Source organism: uncultured Azohydromonas sp., from assembly GCF_937926365.1.
GTDB lineage: Bacteria > Pseudomonadota > Gammaproteobacteria > Burkholderiales > Burkholderiaceae_C > Azohydromonas.
Map to the genome: position 1 here is coordinate 1 of NZ_CALAOH010000018.1, position 18002 is coordinate 18002.

The window sequence follows — 18002 nt, forward strand, 5'->3', positions numbered from 1 at the left end:
GGCCGAGCCGCCGCCGCCGGCGCCACCCGCGCCGGCCACCACCACCACCGGCTTCACGCACAGCGCGCTCTCGGCCGACGCCACGCTGCTGCAGGCCGGCGCGGGCTACCTCCCGCGGCATTGGTACGAGGACGCCATCGCGCCCGCCACGCTGGCGCGCAGCCTGCGCGAAAGCGCCGAGGCCGCGGTGGTGCCGCCGGTGCAGGGCCTGCCGCTGCTGCGCGAGCAGCTGGCGCAGCGGCTGGCGCAACGGCAGATCCCGGCCACGGCGGCGCACCTGGTCACGAGCTTCGGCGCCTCGCAGGCGCTGCAGCTCGCGGCGCGCGCGCTGGCCGCGCCGGGCGACGTGGTGCTGGTGGACGACCCAGGCTACTTCCTGGTGCACAGCCAGCTCGCGGCGCTGGGGCTGCGCGTGATCGGCGTGCCGCGCGAGGCCGAGGGCCCGGACCTGCGGGCCCTGGCCGCGCTGGCCGAGGAGTACCGCCCGCGCGCCTTCTTCACCCAGACGCTGCTGCACAACCCCACCGGCGGCAGCACCACGCCGGCGCGCAGCCACCGCGTGCTCAACCTGGCCGAGGCCTTCGACTTCGTGCTGGTGGAGGACGACGTCTACGGCGACCTCGCCGGCGATGCCGGCGTGCGGCTGGCGCAGATCGACGGGCTGCGCCGCGTGGTGTACGTGGGCAGCTTCAGCAAGGTGCTCAGCCCCAGCCTGCGCGTGGGCTACCTGGCCGCGGCGCCGGCGCTGGCCGAGCGGCTGGTGGAACTGAAACTCATGGACGTGCTCTCGGGCTCCACGCTGGAGGAGACGCTGGTGGCGGAGGTGTTGCGCAGCGGGCGCTACCACCGCCACGTGCTGCGGCTGCGCGAGCGGCTGGCGCGTGCGCGGGTGGCGGCCATCGCCGAGCTGCAGCGCTGCGGGCTGCGCTTCGACGCCGAGGCCGCAGGGGCGGAAGGGGTGTTCCTGTGGGCCGCGCTGCCGCCGGGGGTGGAGGCGCCCGCGCTGGTGGAGGCCGCGCGCGCCGCGGGCATCGTCATCGCCGGCGGCCACATGTTCTCGCGCCGCGGCGCGGGGCTGGACCGGCTGCGGCTCAACGCCGCGTGGGCCACGGATGCGCGGCTGCTGCGGTTCCTGCGCGAGCGGCTGGGGGCAGCGGGCTGAGCCGCCTCACCCCCCGTAAGTCCCCGTCCCCGCACCCGAGGCCGCCACCAGCGCCGGTGCCAGGTGCCGCCTGAAATCCGGCCGCGCCACGCTGGCGCTGCGCTGTGCCGCAGCCTCGCCCGCGAGCCTGAACACCGCCACCGCCCGCACCATCTCGCGCGCCTGGGTCTTGAGGCTCTCGGCCGCCGCGGCGCTTTCCTGCACCAGCGCGGCGTTCTGCTGTGTGGCCTGGTCCATCTGCGCCACGGCCTCGCTCACCTGCGCCATGCCCTGGCTCTGCTCGCGGCTGGCGGCGCTGATCTCGCCCATCAGGTCCGTCACGCGGTGGATCGCCGAGACCACGTCCTCCATCGTGTGGCCGGCCTGGTCGGCCAGCACCGAGCCCTGGCCCACGCGCTGCACGCTGTCATTGATCAGCGCCTTGATCTCCTTGGCCGCGTTGGCGCAGCGCTGCGCCAGGTTGCGCACCTCGTCGGCCACCACCGAGAAGCCGCGCCCGGACTCGCCCGCGCGCGCGGCCTCCACCGAGGCGTTGAGCGCCAGGATGTTGGTCTGGAAGGCGATGCCGTCGATGACGTTGGTGATGTCGGCGATCTTCTTCGAGCTCTCCTCGATGCCCCGCATCGTGCGCACCACCTGCGCCACCACCTCGCCGCCGCGCACCGCCACCTCCGAGGCGCCCTGCGCGAGCTGGTTGGCCTGGTGCGCGTTGTCGGCGTTGTGCCGCACGGTGCCGCCCAGCTGCTCCATCGAGGCGGCACTCTCCTCCAGCGCCGCGGCCTGCTCCTCGGTGCGGTGGCTCAGCTCCTGGTTGCCCTCGGCAATCTCGCTGCTGGCGCCGGCCACGCTCTCGGCATGGCGGCGTACGTCGGAGACGATGTTCACCAGCGCGTCGCGCATGGTGGCCAGCGCCTGCAGCAGCCGCGCCGCCTCGTCGCTGCCCTGCGTGTCGATGTCCACGCCCAGGTTGCCCCCGGCCACCGACTCCGCCACCGCCAGCGCCTGGCCTATGGGCGCGGTGATCGAGCGCGTCACCCACAGCCCCAGCCCGAAGGCCAGGCAGCCCCCCAGCACGGACACGCCCAGCAGCAGCACGCGGCTGCGGTCATTGGCCTCGGCCTCGGCCCGCACCTCGGCCGCCACCCGCTCGCTGCCTTGCACCTGCCCGGCGCTCAGCTCGCTGGCCAGGCGCTGGAAGCTCTCGTGCTTGCGCTCCAGCGTCATCAGCATGAAGCCCGACATCAACCACAACAGCAGCACCAGCGTCCCGAACACCATGGCCAACCGGACCTGGACCGGCAGGTTGCGCAACGTCATCTTTTCCCCCCTCGCGGGAATCACAGCGTCGAAATGCCCCAATCCGGACAACCCCCGGTCCGGCAGGCTAACGTGACATTTTGTTAGTAGGGTTATCAGGCGCCTAGGCGTGGTGAACCCTAAGACGTCACACCACAACGTTGCGGCGGACACAACCCTTGAACCGGTGTGTCACGGGGCTGCGGGGACAATACGGGGTTTGCCCGCATTCAGCCCGCCGCCGTGACCCAACTTCCGCCCACCGCCAAGCCGATCACCTCCTGGCGCCCGTACTGGGCCAAGCGCTTCGGCACCGCGAAGTTCCTGCCCACCAGCCGGGAGGAAATGGACGCGCTCGGCTGGGACAGCTGCGACGTGGTGCTCGTCACCGGTGACGCCTACGTGGACCATCCCAGCTTCGGCATGGCCGTGATCGGTCGCGTGCTGGAGGCGCAGGGCTTTCGCGTCGGGATCATTGCCCAGCCCGATTGGCACAGTGCCGAGCCCTTCAAGGCGCTGGGCAAGCCGAACCTGTTCTGGGGCGTCACCGCCGGGAACATGGATTCGATGATCAACCGCTACACCGCCGACCGGAAGATTCGCAGCGACGACGCCTACACCCCCGGCGGCGCCGGCGGCTCGCGGCCCGATCGCGCCTGCCTGGTGTACGCGCAGCGCTGCCGCGAGGCCTTCCCCGACGTGCCGCTGGTCATCGGCGGCATCGAGGCCTCGCTGCGCCGCATCGCGCACTACGACTACTGGCAGGACAAGGTGCGGCGCTCGATCCTGGTCGATTCCAAGGCCGACCTGCTGCTCTACGGCAACGCCGAGCGCGCGCTGGTGGAGGTGGCCCACCGCCTGGGCCGGCGCGAGGCGGTGGAGAAGATCACCGACGTGCGCGGCACCGCCTTCATGCGCCGCAGCCACGACCCCAGCGCCGAAGGCTGGTTCGAGCTGAACTCCTCCGAGGTGGACCTCCCCGGGCGCATCGACGAGCACATCAATCCCTACCTCACGACCGGGGAGCAGGCCCAGGCGCAGGGCGGCTCCTGCGCGAAGGAGGAACAGGATTCCGTTCGGGCTGAGCCTGTCGAAGCCCTGTCTCCCGGCCAGGCTGCAGGCCCTTCGACAAGCTCAGCCCGAACGGGTGGTGGGGTCGAGGCCGTGGTCGCCATGCCCGTGAGCCGCAAGTCCGGCCGCATCGCCATGCCCGCGCGCGAGCGCACCGTGATCCGGCTGCCGAGCTACGAGCAGGTGAAGTCCGACCCGGTGCTCTACGCCCACGCCAACCGCGTGCTGCACCTGGAGACCAACCCCGGCAACGCGCGCGCGCTGGTGCAGCGCCACGGCGAGCGCGACCTGTGGATCAACCCGCCGCCGATTCCGCTCACCACGGCGGAGATGGACCACGTCTTCGACCTGCCCTACGCGCGCAGCCCGCATCCGCGCTACGCCGACGGGGACGGCCGCCACGACGGCGCGACCAAGATCCCGGCGTGGGAGATGATTCGTTTCTCGGTCAACATCATGCGCGGCTGCTTCGGCGGCTGCACCTTCTGCTCCATCACCGAGCACGAGGGCCGCATCATCCAGAGCCGCAGCGAGGACTCCGTGATCCGCGAGATCGAGGAGATGCGCGACAAGGTGACCGGCTTCACCGGCGTGGTCTCCGACCTCGGCGGCCCCACGGCCAACATGTACCGGCTGGGCTGCAGGAGCCCGCAGATCGAGGCCGCATGCCGCAAGCCCAGCTGCGTCTATCCGGACGTGTGCCAGAACCTGCGCACCGACCACAGCCACCTCATCAAGATGTACCGGCGCGCCCGCGCGCTGCCGGGCGTCAAGAAGATCCTCATCGGTTCGGGCCTGCGCTACGACCTGGCGGTGAAGTCGCCCGAGTACATCAAGGAGCTCGTCACGCACCACGTGGGCGGCTACCTGAAGATCGCGCCGGAGCACACCGAGGGCGGGCCGCTGTCCAAGATGATGAAGCCGGGCATCGGCACCTACGACCGCTTCAAGCAGCTGTTCGAGCAGTTCAGCGCCGAGGCGGGCAAGCAGCAGTTCCTGATTCCGTACTTCATCGCCGCGCACCCGGGCACCAGCGACGAGGACATGATGAACCTCGCGCTTTGGCTCAAGCGCAACGGCTTCAGGGCCGACCAGGTGCAGACCTTCTACCCCTCGCCCATGGCCACCGCCACGGCCATGTACCACTCGGGGCTCAACCCGCTCAAGGGCATCAGCCGCGACCCGGCCAAGGGCGAGAAGGTGGACATCGTGCGCGGCGAGCGCCGGCGCCGGCTTCATAAAGCCTTCCTGCGCTACCACGATCCCAACAACTGGCCGCTGCTGCGCGACGCGCTCAAGGAACTGGGCCGGGCCGACCTGATCGGCAATGGCAAGCACCACCTGATCCCCACCTTCCAGCCGGCGACGGATGGGGCCTACCAGAGCGCGCGGCGCAAGAACAGCACGGTTGCGGGCGCCCGCACCTCGGTGGCCAAGCCGACGGGCAAGGCCGCTGCGGCGCCGCCGGTGGGCAAGGCGGCGGCCGCACCCGGCAAGGCCGCGCCGGGCTTCGGCAAGCCGGCCGGTCCGGGCAAGGGCGCCGTGTCCTATGCCAAGCCGGCGGGCCAGGCGCCGCGCCGCGGCACGCTGCTGACGCAGCACACCGGGCTGCCGCCGCGCGACAGCGGCGCGCGCGCCGGGGTAGCGAAGGGCACGGGCGGGCGCAAGGGGCGGTGAGGGGGCGCTGCGCCAGCTGTTGCCGGTGCAACGTTTGCGGCGCTTGAACTCCTGCCCTCTACCGAGCCAACTCCAGCAGGCCCCTCCTGGGAAGGAGGGCGCGCCGGGGCGTGCCGCCTAGATTGAGGCTCATCCGGACCGGTCACGCGACGAGCCCTCCAGGAACAGGGCGGCGGCAACGCCAGTCGCAGCATCGAGGAGGAGGCGGTCCGGAACCCGTCCAGTGCATCGTTCACTGGCTGTCTTGGTTGTGTTCTCGACAGGAGGTCTCATGAAGACCCGTTCCAGCCTGTTCCTCACGTCCGCGGCGCTGCTGCCGCTGCTCGGTGCCGGCGCCGCCGTCGCCAAGGACGCCGTTGTCATCAACAACGATCGGGCCTCGCGCGCCCTCTCCGCCGAGGAGGTGTTGCGCCTGGGCCCGGTGAACAATCCCCTGCCGGCGCCGGACACCACCGGCGTCACGGCCGACATCGGCGCCGGGCCTTACCTGCAGGGTGCCAAGACCCGCAGCGGCATCGTCAGCGGCAGCGCCGGCCGCGCCTTCGGCAGCTTCGGCATTCCCTACACCACCACGCGCGTGCAGGACGGCAACCAGAGCGCCGCGGGCACCACCGCGGCCAGCCGCCTGAGCACCACGTACCCCTACCGCACCGTGGGCAAGCTCACCTTCTCGGCGGGCTACTGCTCGGCCAGCCTGATCCGGCGCAGCGTGATCGTGACGGCGGCGCACTGCATCCAGAACTTCGGCAGCGGCGCCTCGATCTTCTCGGGCTTCCAGTTCCGCCCCGGGCACTACGGCGCGGCCGGTGCCACGGCGGCGCAGATCGCGCCCTACGGCACCTGGAACTGGGCGGCGCTGGTGCGCCCGGCCAGCTGGGCCAACGGCACCGACATCGGCAGCGGCGCGGCGCGGGACAACGACCTGGCCGTCATCGCGCTGGCACGGGACGCCCGGGGCCGCTTCGTGGGCGACCTCACCGGCTATCTGGCCTACGGCTGGAACAACTATTCCTTCGTGACCTCGTCCAAGACCGGCAACCTGCACACCGCCGCCGTCACGACCCTGGGCTATCCGTTCCTGATGGACCGCGGCGCGATCATGCAGCGCACCGACGGGCCGACCTACACCACCACGGTCGGCCGCGCGGGTCAGCTCTGGCAGGGCAGCAACCTCACCGGCGGCTCCAGCGGCGGCCCGTGGGTGGTGAACTTCGCCCCGCGCACCGCTGCGCTGACCGGCGGCGCCGTGGCGGGCACGGCCCCCGTGATGGCCGTGATCGGCGTGACCTCCTGGGGCTCCAGCGATCCCAACGCGCCCAAGGACAACTACTCCTCGCAGTTCCGCCAGAACTCGCGCTATCCGAACGCCAACTACGGCGGCTACGGTGCCGGCAACATCGGCTCGCTGCTCAACACGCTGTGCTCCAGCCCCGCGCCCGGCGGAGGCACCTTCGCGTCGCAGGGCTACTGCAATTGAGGTGCGGAATGAGGCCCGGGCTGTGCGTGAAACACCTGGCGCACCTCGCGCGCCTGGCCGGCGCGGGGCTGCTGGGCACCGCGCTGGCGGCCTGCGCGGCCACGTCGGCGCCGGGTGCGCCGCAGGCGGCGTCATGGGAGGGGCGCTGGCTGCTGGCCGAGCTGGGCCAGCGCTCGCTGCGCGAGGTGGCGGCGCAGCGGCGGCCCGGCTTCAGCGTGCAGGGCGACGTGATCCAGGGCTTCGACGGCTGCAATCAGTTCAACGGCCGCCTGGACCAGCCCGGCAGCGTGGTGGCGACGCGCCGCGCCTGCCCGGACGCGATCCCGATGCCGCTGGACCTGGCCGATCCGCTGGCGCACCTGCGCGCCGCACGGGTGGAGGGAAACCGGCTGGTGCTGCCGGCGCGGGAGGGGCGGCCGGGAGGGGTGTTCGAGAGGGAGGGGAGGTGAGTCACCCCTTCCCCCGCGCCGCCTCCAGATCCCCCGGGCTGTCGATGTCCAGCAGCACCCCGGCGTCCTCCACCGGCAGGTGTTCCAGCGGCAGCGAGGCCAGCAGTGCGCCCGCGCCCCGGTCGCCCTGCAGGCCCAGCAGCAGCGGCCGGTGCTGCGCGGCAAAGCCCACCGGGTTGCCGCGCCGCGCGCCGAAGTAGGGCGCCACCACCGCCGCGCCTTCCTCCAGCCGCCGCGCCAGCGCCCGCAGCGTGGAGGGTTGCACGAAGGGCATGTCCGCCAGCCCCACCAGCACCGGCCCCGGCGGCAACAGCGCCACGGCCTGCGCCAGCGTGGCGCCCAGGCCGTCCGCGCTGCGTGTGCAGCACAGCGGGTGCGCACCCAGTGCGTGCACGCGCAGCGCCAGCGCCGCGTCGTCCCCGCGCAGCGCCACGTACACCGTCCCCAGTGCCTGCTGCCACGTGCGCAGGCTGCGCTCCAGCAGCGTGTCACCCTCGGCCAGTGCCACCTGTCGCTTGTCGCTGCCGAAGCGCACGGAGTAGCCGCCGGCCAGCAGCAAAGGCCGCACGGGGGCCGGACCCTCCATGACGCTCACGCCGGCGCCCGGCACGCGCCGGCGTGAGCGTCCTGCTGCGCCGCAGCCTGCCGGCGCTGGCGGGTTTCCTCCGCGCGGCAGCACTGGATCAGCTCCGCGGCGATCGCCACCGCGATCTCCGGTGGCGTGCGGCTGCCCAGGTCCAGCCCGGCCGGGCCGCGCAGCCGCGCGATGGCCTCGGGCGCCAGCTCGAACAGCGCCAACCGCTCGCGCCGCGCCGCGGTGCTGCGCGCGGAGCCCATCGCGCCGACGTAGAAGGCGGTGCCGGGCAGGGCCTCCAGCAGCGCCATGTCGTCGAGCTTGGGGTCGTGCGAGAGCGCGACCACGGCGGTGCTGGCATCGGGCCGCAGCGCCGCCAGCGCGTCGTCGGGCATGTCGGCCAGCAGCCGCGCGGGGCTGTCCTGGGGCCAGCTGTCCAGGTACTCGCGGCGCGGGTCGATGACGATGACTTCGAAGTCCAGCGTGCGGGCGATGGGCGCGAGGTAGCGCGAGACCTCCGCCGCGCCGATGAGCACCAGGCGCCGCCGCGGCCCCAGGCGCTGGGTGAACAGGCCCTGGTCCCGCGCCAGCGCGCTCGCGTCGCCGGGGCGCGCGGCGCGCACGTGCGAGCGGCCGTCGGGCAGCGCGATCTCGCGCACGCACCCCTGGCCGGCGTCGATGAAGCGCAGCGCCGCCTCGAAATCGGCCAGCGGCGCGGGCTCGGCCCACAGCTCCAGGCTGCCGCCGCAGGGCAGGCGCAGCCGCGCGCGCTCCTCGTCGCTGCGGCCGTAGACCAGGCGCCGGCCCTGCGCGAGGCCCTGGGCGTCGGCCCGCAGCAGCGCGGTCAGGTCGTCCTCCACGCAGCCGCCCGAGACCGAGCCGGCAACGCGGCCGTCCTCGCACAGCAGCGCCATGGCGCCCACCGGGCGCGGCGCCGAGCCGTAGGTGCCCAGCACCGTGGCGCTCCAGCAGCGCCGGCCCTCGCCGGCCCAGGCCAGGGCGGCGCGCATGACTTCCAGATCGACGGCTTCCATGAACTCTTTTTCGCTCCCTTGTTGGCATGCCCGTTAGGCCCGCCCAGGGCGAACGGGGAAATGAATCAGATCTCCAGCGCGTGCAGCCGCACTTCCACCGCGGCGCCGTCCACGAGCAGTTCTCCCACCGACACCGGCAGCTTGAAGCGCCGCGGCCCGGCGCTGCCGGGGTTGACCCACAGCAGCCCGTCACGCTCGGCGCAGCCCGGGCGGTGCGAGTGGCCCGACACCACCACGCGCACGCCCGCGGGCGCAGGCGCGGGCAGTTCCTTCACGTCGTGCACCACGCACACCAGCACCTGTTCCACCGGCAGCAGCGCGGTGTGGGGCAGGGCGCGCGCCCAGTCGGCGCGGTCGTTGTTGCCGCGCACCACGGTCAGCGGCGCGAGCTTCCGCAGCCGCTGCAGCAGCTCCGGCGGGCCGATGTCGCCGGCGTGGATCAGCGCGTCGCAGCCCTGCAGCGCGGCCAGCGCCTGGGGACGCAGCAGGCCGTGGGTGTCGGCGATGAGACCAATGCGCCGCATGCGCGAAACGCTTCTGCGCCCCCGGCTCAGGCCGCCGGTGGCTGTGCCCTGTACATGTGTTCGCGCATCGTGGACTCCTTTGTTCAGGGGGTGTGCCATGGTAGGGGCATGGCGGGCCTGGGCCGGCTCGGCGGCCAGCGCCTCCCGGCAAGGCCCGGGGCACCCCGGCAGGACACGGGGTCTTGCCGGCGCACGGAGCAGGGGCTTGGTGGCGGATTCCGGCCCTGAAACAGCGCTCCCGCACAATCTTTGAATGAGTGATTGCCTTGAAATCGTGTCCCCTAATCAGGGGGTTCCGCCGCAACTGATGGTGCTGCTGCACGGCGTCGGGGCGGATGCCGCCTCGATGCTGCCGCTGGCGCAGGCGCTGCAGCGCGAGTTTCCGCAGGCGGCGCTGCTGATTCCCGAGGGTTTCGACGCCTATGACGCCGGCCCGCAGGGGCGGCAGTGGTTTTCCGTGAGCGGCATTACCGAGGAGAACCGGCCGCCGCGCGTGGCGGCGGCGCGTGAGCGCTTCGTGCGCTGGCTGCGCGCGGCGCAGGAGCGGCTGCGGGCCGCGCCGGCGGTCACCGCGCTGGTGGGGTTTTCGCAGGGCGCGATCCTGGCGCTGGAGACGGCGCAGGCCGAGGACGGCCTGGCCGGTCGCGTGCTGGCCTTCAGTGGCCGCTACGCCGTGCTGCCCGACCACGCGCCGCAGCTCACCACGCTGCACCTGCTGCACGGCGGCGCGGACACGGTGATGCCGGCGCGCCACGCCCGCGAGGCGCTGGACCGCCTGGCCCTGCTGGGCGGCGACGCCACGCTGGACATCGCCGAGGGCGTGGGCCACGTGCTGCACCCGGCGCTGATCGAGGAGGCCATCCACCGGTTGCGCAGCCACATCCCGCACCGCACCTGGCAGGCCGCGCTGGGCGCGGCGCCGCGCATGCAGCGGGATGGGGGGATGCATTGAGCAGAGGTGTTCGGCGGAGCCGCGCCGTCGGTATTTCGTAGGCCAAGTCGCTTCGCTTTCCACCCAGGGAGCGGGCCGGACTTGCTTGCGGCTGACGTCTGCCGGCCGCGGCGCCGGAGGCTTCCCAAACCCGGATCAAACCGCCCGCCGCCCCCGGACCGCGCAAAATGGGCGGTTGTCCGCGGCGCAGCCTCCCGCGCTCGCGGTCTTGTTTCCGCTTTCGAATCCCGCCGTTTTCCAGCCCATGCTGTTCCTGCTTTCCCCCTCCAAAGCCCTGGACTACGACACCCCCGTGCCGCCGGCGGTGCTGCAGCGCGCCACGCTGCCGGCCTTCGTCGATGAGGCCGCGGCGCTGGTGGAGCAACTCAAGCCGAAGACGCCGGCCGAGATCTCGGCGCTGATGGACCTCTCCGCCCCGCTGGCCGCGCTCAACGTGGCGCGCTTCGGTGCCTGGTCCAGCACCTTCGACGACGACAACAGCAAGCCCGCGGTGCTGGCCTTCGACGGCGACGTCTACGACGGGCTGGACGCCAAGTCGCTGGCGTTGGAAGACCTGGAGTGGGCGCAGCGGCACGTGGCGATCCTCTCCGGCCTCTACGGCGTGCTGCGCCCGCTGGACCGGCTGCAGCCCTACCGGCTGGAGATGGGCACCAAGCTGCGCAACCCGCGCGGCAAGGACCTCTACGCCTGGTGGGGCGTGCGCATCGCCGAGCACCTGCGCGCGCAGCTGGCGCAGGACCCGCAGCCGGTGCTGGTGAACCTGGCCTCGCAGGAATATTTCAAGGCGGTGGACCGCAAGGCGCTGCCGGGCCTGCGCATCGTCGAATGCGTGTTCGAGGACTGGAAGGGCAGCGGCTGGAAGGTCGTGAGCTTCTGGGCCAAGCGCGCGCGGGGCCTGATGGCGCGCTGGGCCGTGACGCAGCGCGCGGTGCGGGTGGACGCGCTGCGCGAGTTCGACGCCGAGGGCTACCGCTTCGACGCCGCCGCCTCCACCGCCGACCGGCTGGTGTTTCGCCGCCGCCAATCCGACACCTTGGGAGCCTGAACATGAGCCAGCAGATCACCCCCGAATTGCGCCAGTGGATCATCGACCAAGCCCGCGCCGGGCACCGGCCCGAGGCCGTGCTGGCGGCCATGCGCGCCAGCGGTTGGGAGGAGACGGTGGCGCTGGACGCGATGGAGACCACGCTGCAGGGCTTCATGGACACGCTGCAGAAGCCCGCGGTGCAGCCCGCGCCGCTGGCCAAGGTGGCGGTGCCCGAGCCGCGGCTCAAGGACCGTCCCAGCGTGGTGATGGCCGGCGACCGCCCGGTGCAGGTGCTCATGACCATGGACAACCCGCGCGTGGTGGTCTTCGGCGGCTTCCTGTCGGAGCAGGAGTGCGACCAGCTCGTCGAGCTGGCGCGCCCGCGCCTGGCGCGCTCGGAGACGGTGGACACCGCCACCGGCGGCAGCGAGGTCAACTCCGCGCGTACCAGCAGCGGCATGTTCTTCGGCCGCGGCGAGTCGGCGCTGCACCAGCGCATCGAGGCGCGCATCGCCGCGCTGCTGAACTGGCCGGTGGACCATGGCGAGGGGCTGCAGATCCTGCGCTACGGGCCCGGCGCCGAGTACCGGCCGCACCACGATTACTTCGATCCCGACCAGCCCGGCACGCCGGCGATCCTGCAGCGCGGCGGCCAGCGCGTGGGCACGCTGGTGATGTACCTGAACACCCCGGCGCAGGGCGGCGGCACCACCTTCCCCGACGTGGGCCTGGAAGTGGCCCCGCTCAAGGGCAACGCGGTGTTCTTCAGCTACGCCCACCCGCATCCCGACACCCGCACCCTGCACGGTGGCGCGCCGGTGATCTCGGGCGAGAAGTGGGTCGCCACCAAGTGGCTGCGGGAGCGCGTGTTCGCCTGAGCCGTCACCCTTGCCGCGCCTGTGCGCGGCTTCGGCCGCGGCCGGCGGCGCTCAGAACCCCACTTCCCGCACCAGTACCCCGGCCGCCGCCGTCCACAGCCGCTCCCAGGCGCTGCGCGCGGGCTGCGGCAGCACGGCATGGCCGCGCCACTGGCGCGGCGACAGCCGCGGGTCGGCCTGCAGCTCCAGCTCCACGCGGTACAGCGGTTGCGTGAGCAGCCAGTCGTGGCCCTGCGCCACGGCGTCCACCGCGCCGCCGTTGGCCTGCGCCAGCAGCGGCTCGGCCAGCAAGGTGCTGGCATGCGGGGCGACGCTCAATACCTGCGCCGGCAGCTGGTGCAAAGGCGCGGCATCGGCCGTGAACGCGGCCGCGTCCCCCGGACGCAATGCGCGCGCCGTGTGTTCGCTGGCGTAGGCCACCACGCGCCAGCGCCCGGGCGCGGCGAACTGCATCAGGGTCTGCTGCGGCGCGGCCACGCTGCCCGGGCGCGCCGCCTCGTCCAGCGTCACCACCACGCCGTCGAAAGGCGCGCGCGGGCGCAGCCGCGCCATGTCCTCCTGCGCCGCGACGGCCTCCTGGCGTGCCGTGGCGAGTTGCTTCTGCAGCGAGCCCCACTGCGCCTGCTGCGCCACGTCCACGCTGGCGCCGCTCACCTGCGCCTGCAACTGGCGGATGCGCACCTGGGCCGCCTGCAGCCGCTGCTCCAGCGCCGCGGCCGAGGCCTCCAGCAGCGGCGCGCCGGCGGCGACGTGCTGGCCGGGTTGCACGTGCACCGCTTCCAGCACCGCCGCGGTCGGCAGCCGCAGGGCCAGGTGCTGCGCTGGCTGCAGCAGCGCGCCGGCGCTCTCGCGGGCGGGCAGCGGCACGAAGCCCAGCAGGCCCAGCAGTAGCAACAGGCCCAGGCTGCGGCGCGCGCGGGGGCTGCCGCGCCAGGCTTGGCGACCGGCCTGCCAAACCCTGAGCTCACGGATCACGGGAAGCATCACGAAAAACCCCAGTTCGACGGCGAAGAGCACGAGGCCCACCGCCTTGACGGCGAAGTGGTAGACGAGCCAGGCGATGCCCAGGTAGAGCACCAGCCGGTAGGCCCAGGTGGCGAAGGCGAAGGCGATCCAGGCGCGCCGCTGTCCCGCCGCCATGTCCTCCGGTGGCGGCGCCTCCCATCCCAGCAGCACGCGCCGCAGCCACCAGCGCGCGAGCTGGAAACTGCGCTCGTGCAGGTTGGGCTGGTCGAGCAGGTCGCACAGCACGAAGTAGCCGTCGAAGCGCATGAAGGGGCTGAGGTTGACCAGCACCGTGCTGACCCAGGTCAGCGTGCCCAGGATGAAGGCGGCGGTGCGCAGCGGCCCGTCGGGCAGCAGCGCCCAGGCCAGCGTCGCCCAGGCGGCGATGCTCAGCTCGGTGCGCACCCCGGCCAGCGCCACCCGCAGCCGCGCGCGCGCGTCCGCCAGGCGCCAGACCTCGGAGGTGTCGGTGTAGGCCACCGGCCACAGCACCATGAAGGCCACCCCCATGGTGGGCACGCGGCAGCCGTGGTGGCGCGCGGTGAAGGCGTGGCCGAACTCGTGCGCCACCTTCACGCCCACCAGCGTGAGGCCGTAGAGCGCCAGTCCGCGCCAGGACAGCAGGTCCACGGCCTGGGTGGTGAACGCGGACCAGTCGCGCGCCACCGCCAGCAGCCCCAGCAGCAGCGCCAGCGCGGTGGCGCGCGTGACGGCCGGACGGCCCAGCTGCCGCGCCCAGGGCAGCAGCCGCTGCAGCAGCGCGTCCGGGCTGAACAGCGGTATGCGGAAGAACAGGTAGTGGTGCATCAGCCAGGTGGCGGCGGCGCGCAACGTGCCCGCCTGCGCGGCCGCCGGCGGCGCCACGGCGGGCTCGACCAGCTCGTGGCGGCGCGCGAACTCCAGCACCTGCAGCACATGGGCGGGCTCGATGGCCAGCGTGGTGTGGGCGTTGACCTGCTCGGCGATCAGCACCGGGTCGGCCAGCCACCAGCGCCGCAGCACCTCGTGCGTGATCCAGTCGATGCGCGTGAAGCGGTGCCGCACGGGGTCGTGCAGCGTCCAGCTCGGCGAACCGTCGGCCAGCGCCGGCGCATGGTGCAGCTGCAGGTCCTGGCGCAGCGCGGGCCAGGGGGCGGCCGCCGGGGGGCCGGCCATCGCCATCAAAGGCAGCGTCGCGGCCACGCTCACCACCCGGTGGCTTCGCGCAGCGCGGCCAGCGGGCGGCGCAGCACCCAATAGATCAACGGCACGCGCGGGCCGTCCACGTGCGCCGTGCCGCGCGCGCCCAGGCGCTCGGTGGGCGCGCCGTCGATGCGGCCGCGCAACCGGTAGGCCAGGCCGCCCTCGGGCCGCGGCGAGGCCTCGAAGGCATACAGGCGCAGCTGCGCCGGCACCGGGCTGGCTGGGCGGCTGGACAGGAACAGCCTCACCGGGCTGCCCTCGGGCAGCTCCACCGCATCGGCCACCGGGAGCCAGGCTTCGATCTCCTGGTCCTCGGGCTTGGCCAGGCGCAGCAGCGGCTCGCCCGCGACCACGGTGCGGCCGGCCCAGTTGCCGGGGTCTTCCACCAGCACCACGCCATCGTGCGGGGCGCGCAGCTCGGTGCGACGCACCTGCTCGTCCAGGTAGGCCACCTCGGTGCGCTTTTCCTCCATGCGGCCCTGCGCCACGGCCAACTGGGCCTTGGCGCGCGCATCGCCCAGGGCCTGCTGCATGGTCTGGCGCCACTCGGCCTCGGCCGTGGCGAGCGATTGGCGCGCCACCAGCAGCCGGCTCGCCGCCGCGGCGTCGTCCAGCTCGGCCAGCAGTTGCCCTGCCTGCACCACCTGGTTGGGCTCGACCAGGAGCCGCCGCGCCATGCCGTCCACGCTGGCGCGCAGCACGGTGGGCTCGCGCGGCACGATCTCGCCCGGCGCGCGCACCGTCAGCCGCACCGGCAGCGCCGCCAGCAGCGCCACGGCCGCCAGCGCGAGCGCGGTCCTGCGGCGCGGCTTGAAGCCCCGCAGCCACTGGCGCAATGCTCCCAGGTCCAGCACGCGGCGCGGCTGTGTGGCCTGGGCGGCCTGCTCGGCGAGCTGCCAGAGATCGAACCAGTCGTGCAGGGCGTTGATCTCGGCCGGCGTCCAGGGCAGCTCGCGCACCAGCAGCAGCAAGCGGCCCTGCGTGCCGGGCAGGGACAGCGCGTAGGGCGGCCACCATTCCTCCCAGGCCGCGGCCACGGCGGGCACCTGCGCCGCCTCGAAGGGACCCGGCGTGAGCACGCGCTCGCGCGCCAGGCGCTGCAGCCACTGGCCGTAGGGCCCCAGCGCATCGATCTGGCTGGCACCGGAGTGGCCGAGCAGCTGGCCCTCCTGCCACAGCACGGCGGCGTGGTAGGGCACGTGCGCACGCGTGCGGTTGAGCAGCGTGAAGCGGCGTGCGGCGGGGCAGTCGGCGGCGCGGGTGTCGGCCAGCAGGTGCAGGGCCTCCTGACTGTCAAAGCTCATGGCGTGTCCTGGGGTTCGTGTGGTGCCGCGGGGAGGACGCGAGGTCTGGACCTCGGGGGAAAGTGGCGGCGCCTTGTCCGCCGGCATGCCGGCCTGGGCGGGCACGGGCCATCACGCGCACCGGGCTGGCTTCCCCGGTGGGGAAGGCCAGCTGAAGCAGGCCGCGATGAGAACACGCGCGCGGCCCCGGCGGCGCAGGCGCGGCTGCGCGTTCCGGGCCGGGGTGCGACAAAGTTGCCGTCAGACGCTGCGGCGCAGGGGCACGCGCTGGGCGATGCCCTGGCCGTTGCGCTGCGACTGCCACAGGCCATGGCGCTGGCTCAGCGCGTCGCCGCGCATGAGCTGCGCGTCCAGCCCGCCGCGCGGGGGCGCGGCGCGGCTGGTCTTGCCGGGTTCCGCGGGGGTGCCGTCGGGCACCGGTTCCCCGCTCGACTTGATCCGGAACATCGCATTGGCCTCGCGGCCTTGCGAGTCCCGGCCCTGGACCTTGACGCGCAAATCCAGGGCCTGGCCCGCGGGCGGCACGCCGTTGAAGGTGCCGGCCTTGCCGTCGAAATGCAGCCAGGCCGGCAGCGGCGTGCCGTCGGCCAGCGTCGCGGTGAGTAGCACCGTCTCGTTGGCGTCGGTGTGGACAAAGGCGTCGGTCGGCACCTGCAGGTTGATCTCCTTCGCCGCGGGCACGACCTGGTCCTCTATGCCGCGGAACATGCGCAGCGTGGGCTCGTTGGCGGGGGTGACCATGGTGCGGAAGCCGCTGGAGCGGGTGTAGATGTCGCCAACGTCGCTGGGCTCGCTGATCGAGGAGCGCACGGGGCTGTTATCGGCCAGCGTCTCGGTGGGCCGCGGCGCCGTGGGCAGCACCAGCGCGGAGTCGAAGCGCATGGCCGTGGGAGCCGGTGCCGGGGGCGCTTCCACAGGGGCCGGTGCCGGGGCGGGCGCCGGTGCGGGCGCCGGGGCGGGGGGCGGCGCCGGCTCGGCGCGTGGGCGGTCGTTGTTGCGCAGGGCCTCGGTGTCGGCGCTGCCGTCGGCGCGGAACACCGTGCCCGTGCCGTCGTCGTACAGCGTTGCCGTGCCCGTGGCGGCATGGCCGCCGGTGGGCGTGGCGCTGAGGCTGAAGGTTTCGGCACCCTCGCTCAGGCTGTCATTGACGACCGGCGTGCGCACCAGCAGCGTGCCGCCCGCGGGCAGCGTCACGGCTGCCGTGTAGGCCGTCCAGGTCCGGCCGCCGTCGGTCGAGACTTGCAAGCCGGTGCTGCCGGCGGTGCCGAAGTCCACACCCGCGCCGCTGGCGCTGCCGCCGGTGAGCTGCAGGCTGACCGACTGGCCGGCCGTGCCGCCGACGGTGAACACGGCCCAGGGCGAGGCCTCGTTGACGCTCGGACTGGAGACGCTGACCGGGCGGTCGTCCTCCAGGCCACTGCTCGACGCATCGGGCGCCCCTGCCGTGACGGTGCCGGAGAAGCGCTGGCCCGAGCCGTCGTCGACGATCGTGGCGATGGTGTCGAAGGAAGCGCCGCCGGCATGGACGGCGCGCAACACGAAGCGCTCGGCGCCCTCGTAGGGCTCGTCCTGCTCTTGGCGGTTGTCCACGCGCACGAGCAGCGTGCCGCTGGCCGGAACCTCGCTGCGCTGGGCCGGATCGTGGGCGATCCAGGCGCTGCCGTTCCACACCTCGATGCGCTGCGCCTGGTCGAGATCGGCCTGCCCCGGGCCATTGCCCTCGGCCAGCGTGAGGACGAAGCGCTCACCCGCCGGCGCGACGAGGGTGAACACGGCCCAGTCGGAAGCCTCGTTGACGGTCGGGCTGCTCAGCGTGACGGCGCGGACGTTGAAGTCCACCCAGGCCTCGGCGCTGCCGCCGCGGCCGTCCTGCACCGTGTAGCTGAAGCGGCCCGTGCCACTGAAGCCGGGCGTGGGCGTGAAGCGCAGCCGCCCGTCGGCTTCGAGGCTCACGCGGCCACCCGCCACGGCGACGGTGTCGCCCACGCCCAGGGACTGTCCAGCCACCTGTGTGACCGCGAGGGAGCCGCCGTCGATGTCGCCGTCATTGGCGAGCACATCGATGACCAGCGGCGTGTCCTGCACGAGGAGGGCGGTATCGGCCGCAGCCAGGGGGACGTCGTTGACTGGCGTGATGTCCAGCGAGGCGGTGCCGGTCACGGACTTGGCATCCGGCGCACCGCCGGTGCTGCCGTAATCGGTGATAGTGAAGCTGAAGCTCACCGCGCCGTCGTCGTTGGCGGCGGGCGTGTAGCTCCAGGTGCCGTCGAGGTTGTCGATCAGCGAGCCCTTGCCCGACGTGATCGTCAGGCCGGAAGCCACCAGCTGGTCGCCTTCGATGTCGCTGGCGTTGGCCAGCAGCTCGGCTTGCGTGATCAGGCGTGCGGTGC

13 protein-coding genes and 1 pseudogene are annotated in these 18002 nt (G+C 73.1%); 7 read left to right on the forward strand and 7 right to left on the reverse strand.

Annotated features, from left to right (window positions below; genetic code table 11):
• The coding region (locus tag Q0741_RS01345) for a PLP-dependent aminotransferase family protein (RefSeq protein WP_298231406.1) at nt 1-1162 on the forward strand (1162 nt) is incomplete at its 5' end.
• A 6-nt stretch (nt 1163-1168) separates the two neighbouring features.
• Here Q0741_RS01345 and Q0741_RS01350 read toward each other — a convergent pair.
• A pseudogene (locus tag Q0741_RS01350) lies at nt 1169-2299 on the reverse strand (methyl-accepting chemotaxis protein); the annotation flags it as partial.
• 402 nt (nt 2300-2701) lie between these two features.
• On the opposite strand from Q0741_RS01350, the gene Q0741_RS01355 reads away from it, so the two are divergent.
• The 3 genes from Q0741_RS01355 to Q0741_RS01365 all read left to right on the forward strand — a co-directional run bounded on the left by Q0741_RS01355 (nt 2702) and on the right by Q0741_RS01365 (nt 7132).
• The gene (locus Q0741_RS01355; protein WP_298231407.1) at nt 2702-5206 is read left to right on the forward strand and encodes a YgiQ family radical SAM protein; all 2505 of its coding nucleotides are present in this window, start codon (nt 2702-2704) and stop codon (nt 5204-5206) included.
• A 271-nt stretch (nt 5207-5477) separates the two neighbouring features.
• Entirely contained in the window at nt 5478-6683 is a 1206-nt protein-coding gene (locus Q0741_RS01360) for a trypsin-like serine protease (protein WP_298231408.1), read from the forward strand.
• 8 nt (nt 6684-6691) lie between these two features.
• Nucleotides 6692-7132, forward strand: a complete 441-nt coding sequence (locus Q0741_RS01365) for an META domain-containing protein (RefSeq protein ID WP_298231409.1) — start codon at nt 6692-6694, stop codon at nt 7130-7132.
• Nucleotide 7133: 1 nt separating this feature from the next.
• Here Q0741_RS01365 and Q0741_RS01370 read toward each other — a convergent pair whose 3' ends face one another.
• The 3 genes from Q0741_RS01370 to Q0741_RS01380 all read right to left on the reverse strand — a co-directional run bounded on the left by Q0741_RS01370 (nt 7134) and on the right by Q0741_RS01380 (nt 9264).
• A complete protein-coding gene (locus tag Q0741_RS01370; RefSeq protein WP_298231410.1) occupies nt 7134-7700 on the reverse strand; it encodes a nucleotidyltransferase family protein in 567 nt (188 codons plus the stop codon).
• 23 nt (nt 7701-7723) lie between these two features.
• Entirely contained in the window at nt 7724-8740 is a 1017-nt protein-coding gene (locus Q0741_RS01375) for an XdhC family protein (protein WP_298231411.1), read from the reverse strand.
• A 65-nt stretch (nt 8741-8805) separates the two neighbouring features.
• Nucleotides 8806-9264 carry a metallophosphoesterase family protein gene (locus Q0741_RS01380; protein WP_298231412.1) on the reverse strand — a complete coding sequence of 153 codons (459 nt, stop codon included), beginning with the start codon at nt 9262-9264 and terminating at the stop codon, nt 8806-8808.
• A 253-nt stretch (nt 9265-9517) separates the two neighbouring features.
• Between Q0741_RS01380 and ypfH the strand changes: the two genes are divergently transcribed.
• The 3 genes from ypfH (at nt 9518) to Q0741_RS01395 (ending at nt 12121) form a co-directional block, all read left to right on the forward strand.
• Nucleotides 9518-10216, forward strand: coding sequence for an esterase (gene ypfH, locus Q0741_RS01385; protein ID WP_298231413.1), 699 nt, complete (start codon nt 9518-9520; stop codon nt 10214-10216).
• Between the two features lie 244 nt (nt 10217-10460).
• A complete protein-coding gene (gene yaaA / locus Q0741_RS01390) occupies nt 10461-11261 on the forward strand; it encodes a peroxide stress protein YaaA (RefSeq protein ID WP_298231414.1) in 801 nt (266 codons plus the stop codon).
• A 2-nt stretch (nt 11262-11263) separates the two neighbouring features.
• The gene (locus Q0741_RS01395; protein ID WP_298231415.1) at nt 11264-12121 is read left to right on the forward strand and encodes a 2OG-Fe(II) oxygenase; all 858 of its coding nucleotides are present in this window, start codon (nt 11264-11266) and stop codon (nt 12119-12121) included.
• 51 nt (nt 12122-12172) lie between these two features.
• On the opposite strand, the gene Q0741_RS01400 is transcribed toward Q0741_RS01395, so the two are convergent.
• The 3 genes from Q0741_RS01400 to Q0741_RS01410 form a co-directional block, all read right to left on the reverse strand.
• Complete coding sequence (locus Q0741_RS01400) at nt 12173-14314, reverse strand: HlyD family efflux transporter periplasmic adaptor subunit (protein WP_298231416.1); 2142 nt, start codon at nt 14312-14314, stop codon at nt 12173-12175.
• On the reverse strand, nt 14311-15612 hold the full coding sequence (locus tag Q0741_RS01405; RefSeq protein WP_298231417.1) for an HlyD family efflux transporter periplasmic adaptor subunit: 1302 nt from the start codon (nt 15610-15612) through the stop codon (nt 14311-14313). The genes Q0741_RS01400 and Q0741_RS01405 overlap by 4 nt, the downstream gene beginning before the upstream one ends.
• Nucleotides 15613-15852: 240 nt before the next feature.
• On the reverse strand, nt 15853-18002 hold a 2150-nt coding region (locus Q0741_RS01410), incomplete at its 5' end, for a cadherin-like domain-containing protein (protein WP_298231418.1).

Excerpts from the sequence above, each read along its gene's own strand:
- Q0741_RS01360 (WP_298231408.1), top strand. The coding sequence starts at position 5,478 with ATGAAGACCCGTTCCAGCCTGTTCCTCACGTCCGCGGCGCTGCTGCCG.
- Q0741_RS01365 (WP_298231409.1), top strand. The coding sequence starts at position 6,692 with ATGAGGCCCGGGCTGTGCGTGAAACACCTGGCGCACCTCGCGCGCCTG.
- Q0741_RS01375 (WP_298231411.1), bottom strand. The coding sequence starts at position 8,740 with ATGGAAGCCGTCGATCTGGAAGTCATGCGCGCCGCCCTGGCCTGGGCC.
- Q0741_RS01380 (WP_298231412.1), bottom strand. The coding sequence starts at position 9,264 with ATGCGGCGCATTGGTCTCATCGCCGACACCCACGGCCTGCTGCGTCCC.
- ypfH (WP_298231413.1), top strand. The coding sequence starts at position 9,518 with ATGAGTGATTGCCTTGAAATCGTGTCCCCTAATCAGGGGGTTCCGCCG.
- yaaA (WP_298231414.1), top strand. The coding sequence starts at position 10,461 with ATGCTGTTCCTGCTTTCCCCCTCCAAAGCCCTGGACTACGACACCCCC.
- Q0741_RS01395 (WP_298231415.1), top strand. The coding sequence starts at position 11,264 with ATGAGCCAGCAGATCACCCCCGAATTGCGCCAGTGGATCATCGACCAA.
- Q0741_RS01405 (WP_298231417.1), bottom strand. The coding sequence starts at position 15,612 with ATGAGCTTTGACAGTCAGGAGGCCCTGCACCTGCTGGCCGACACCCGC.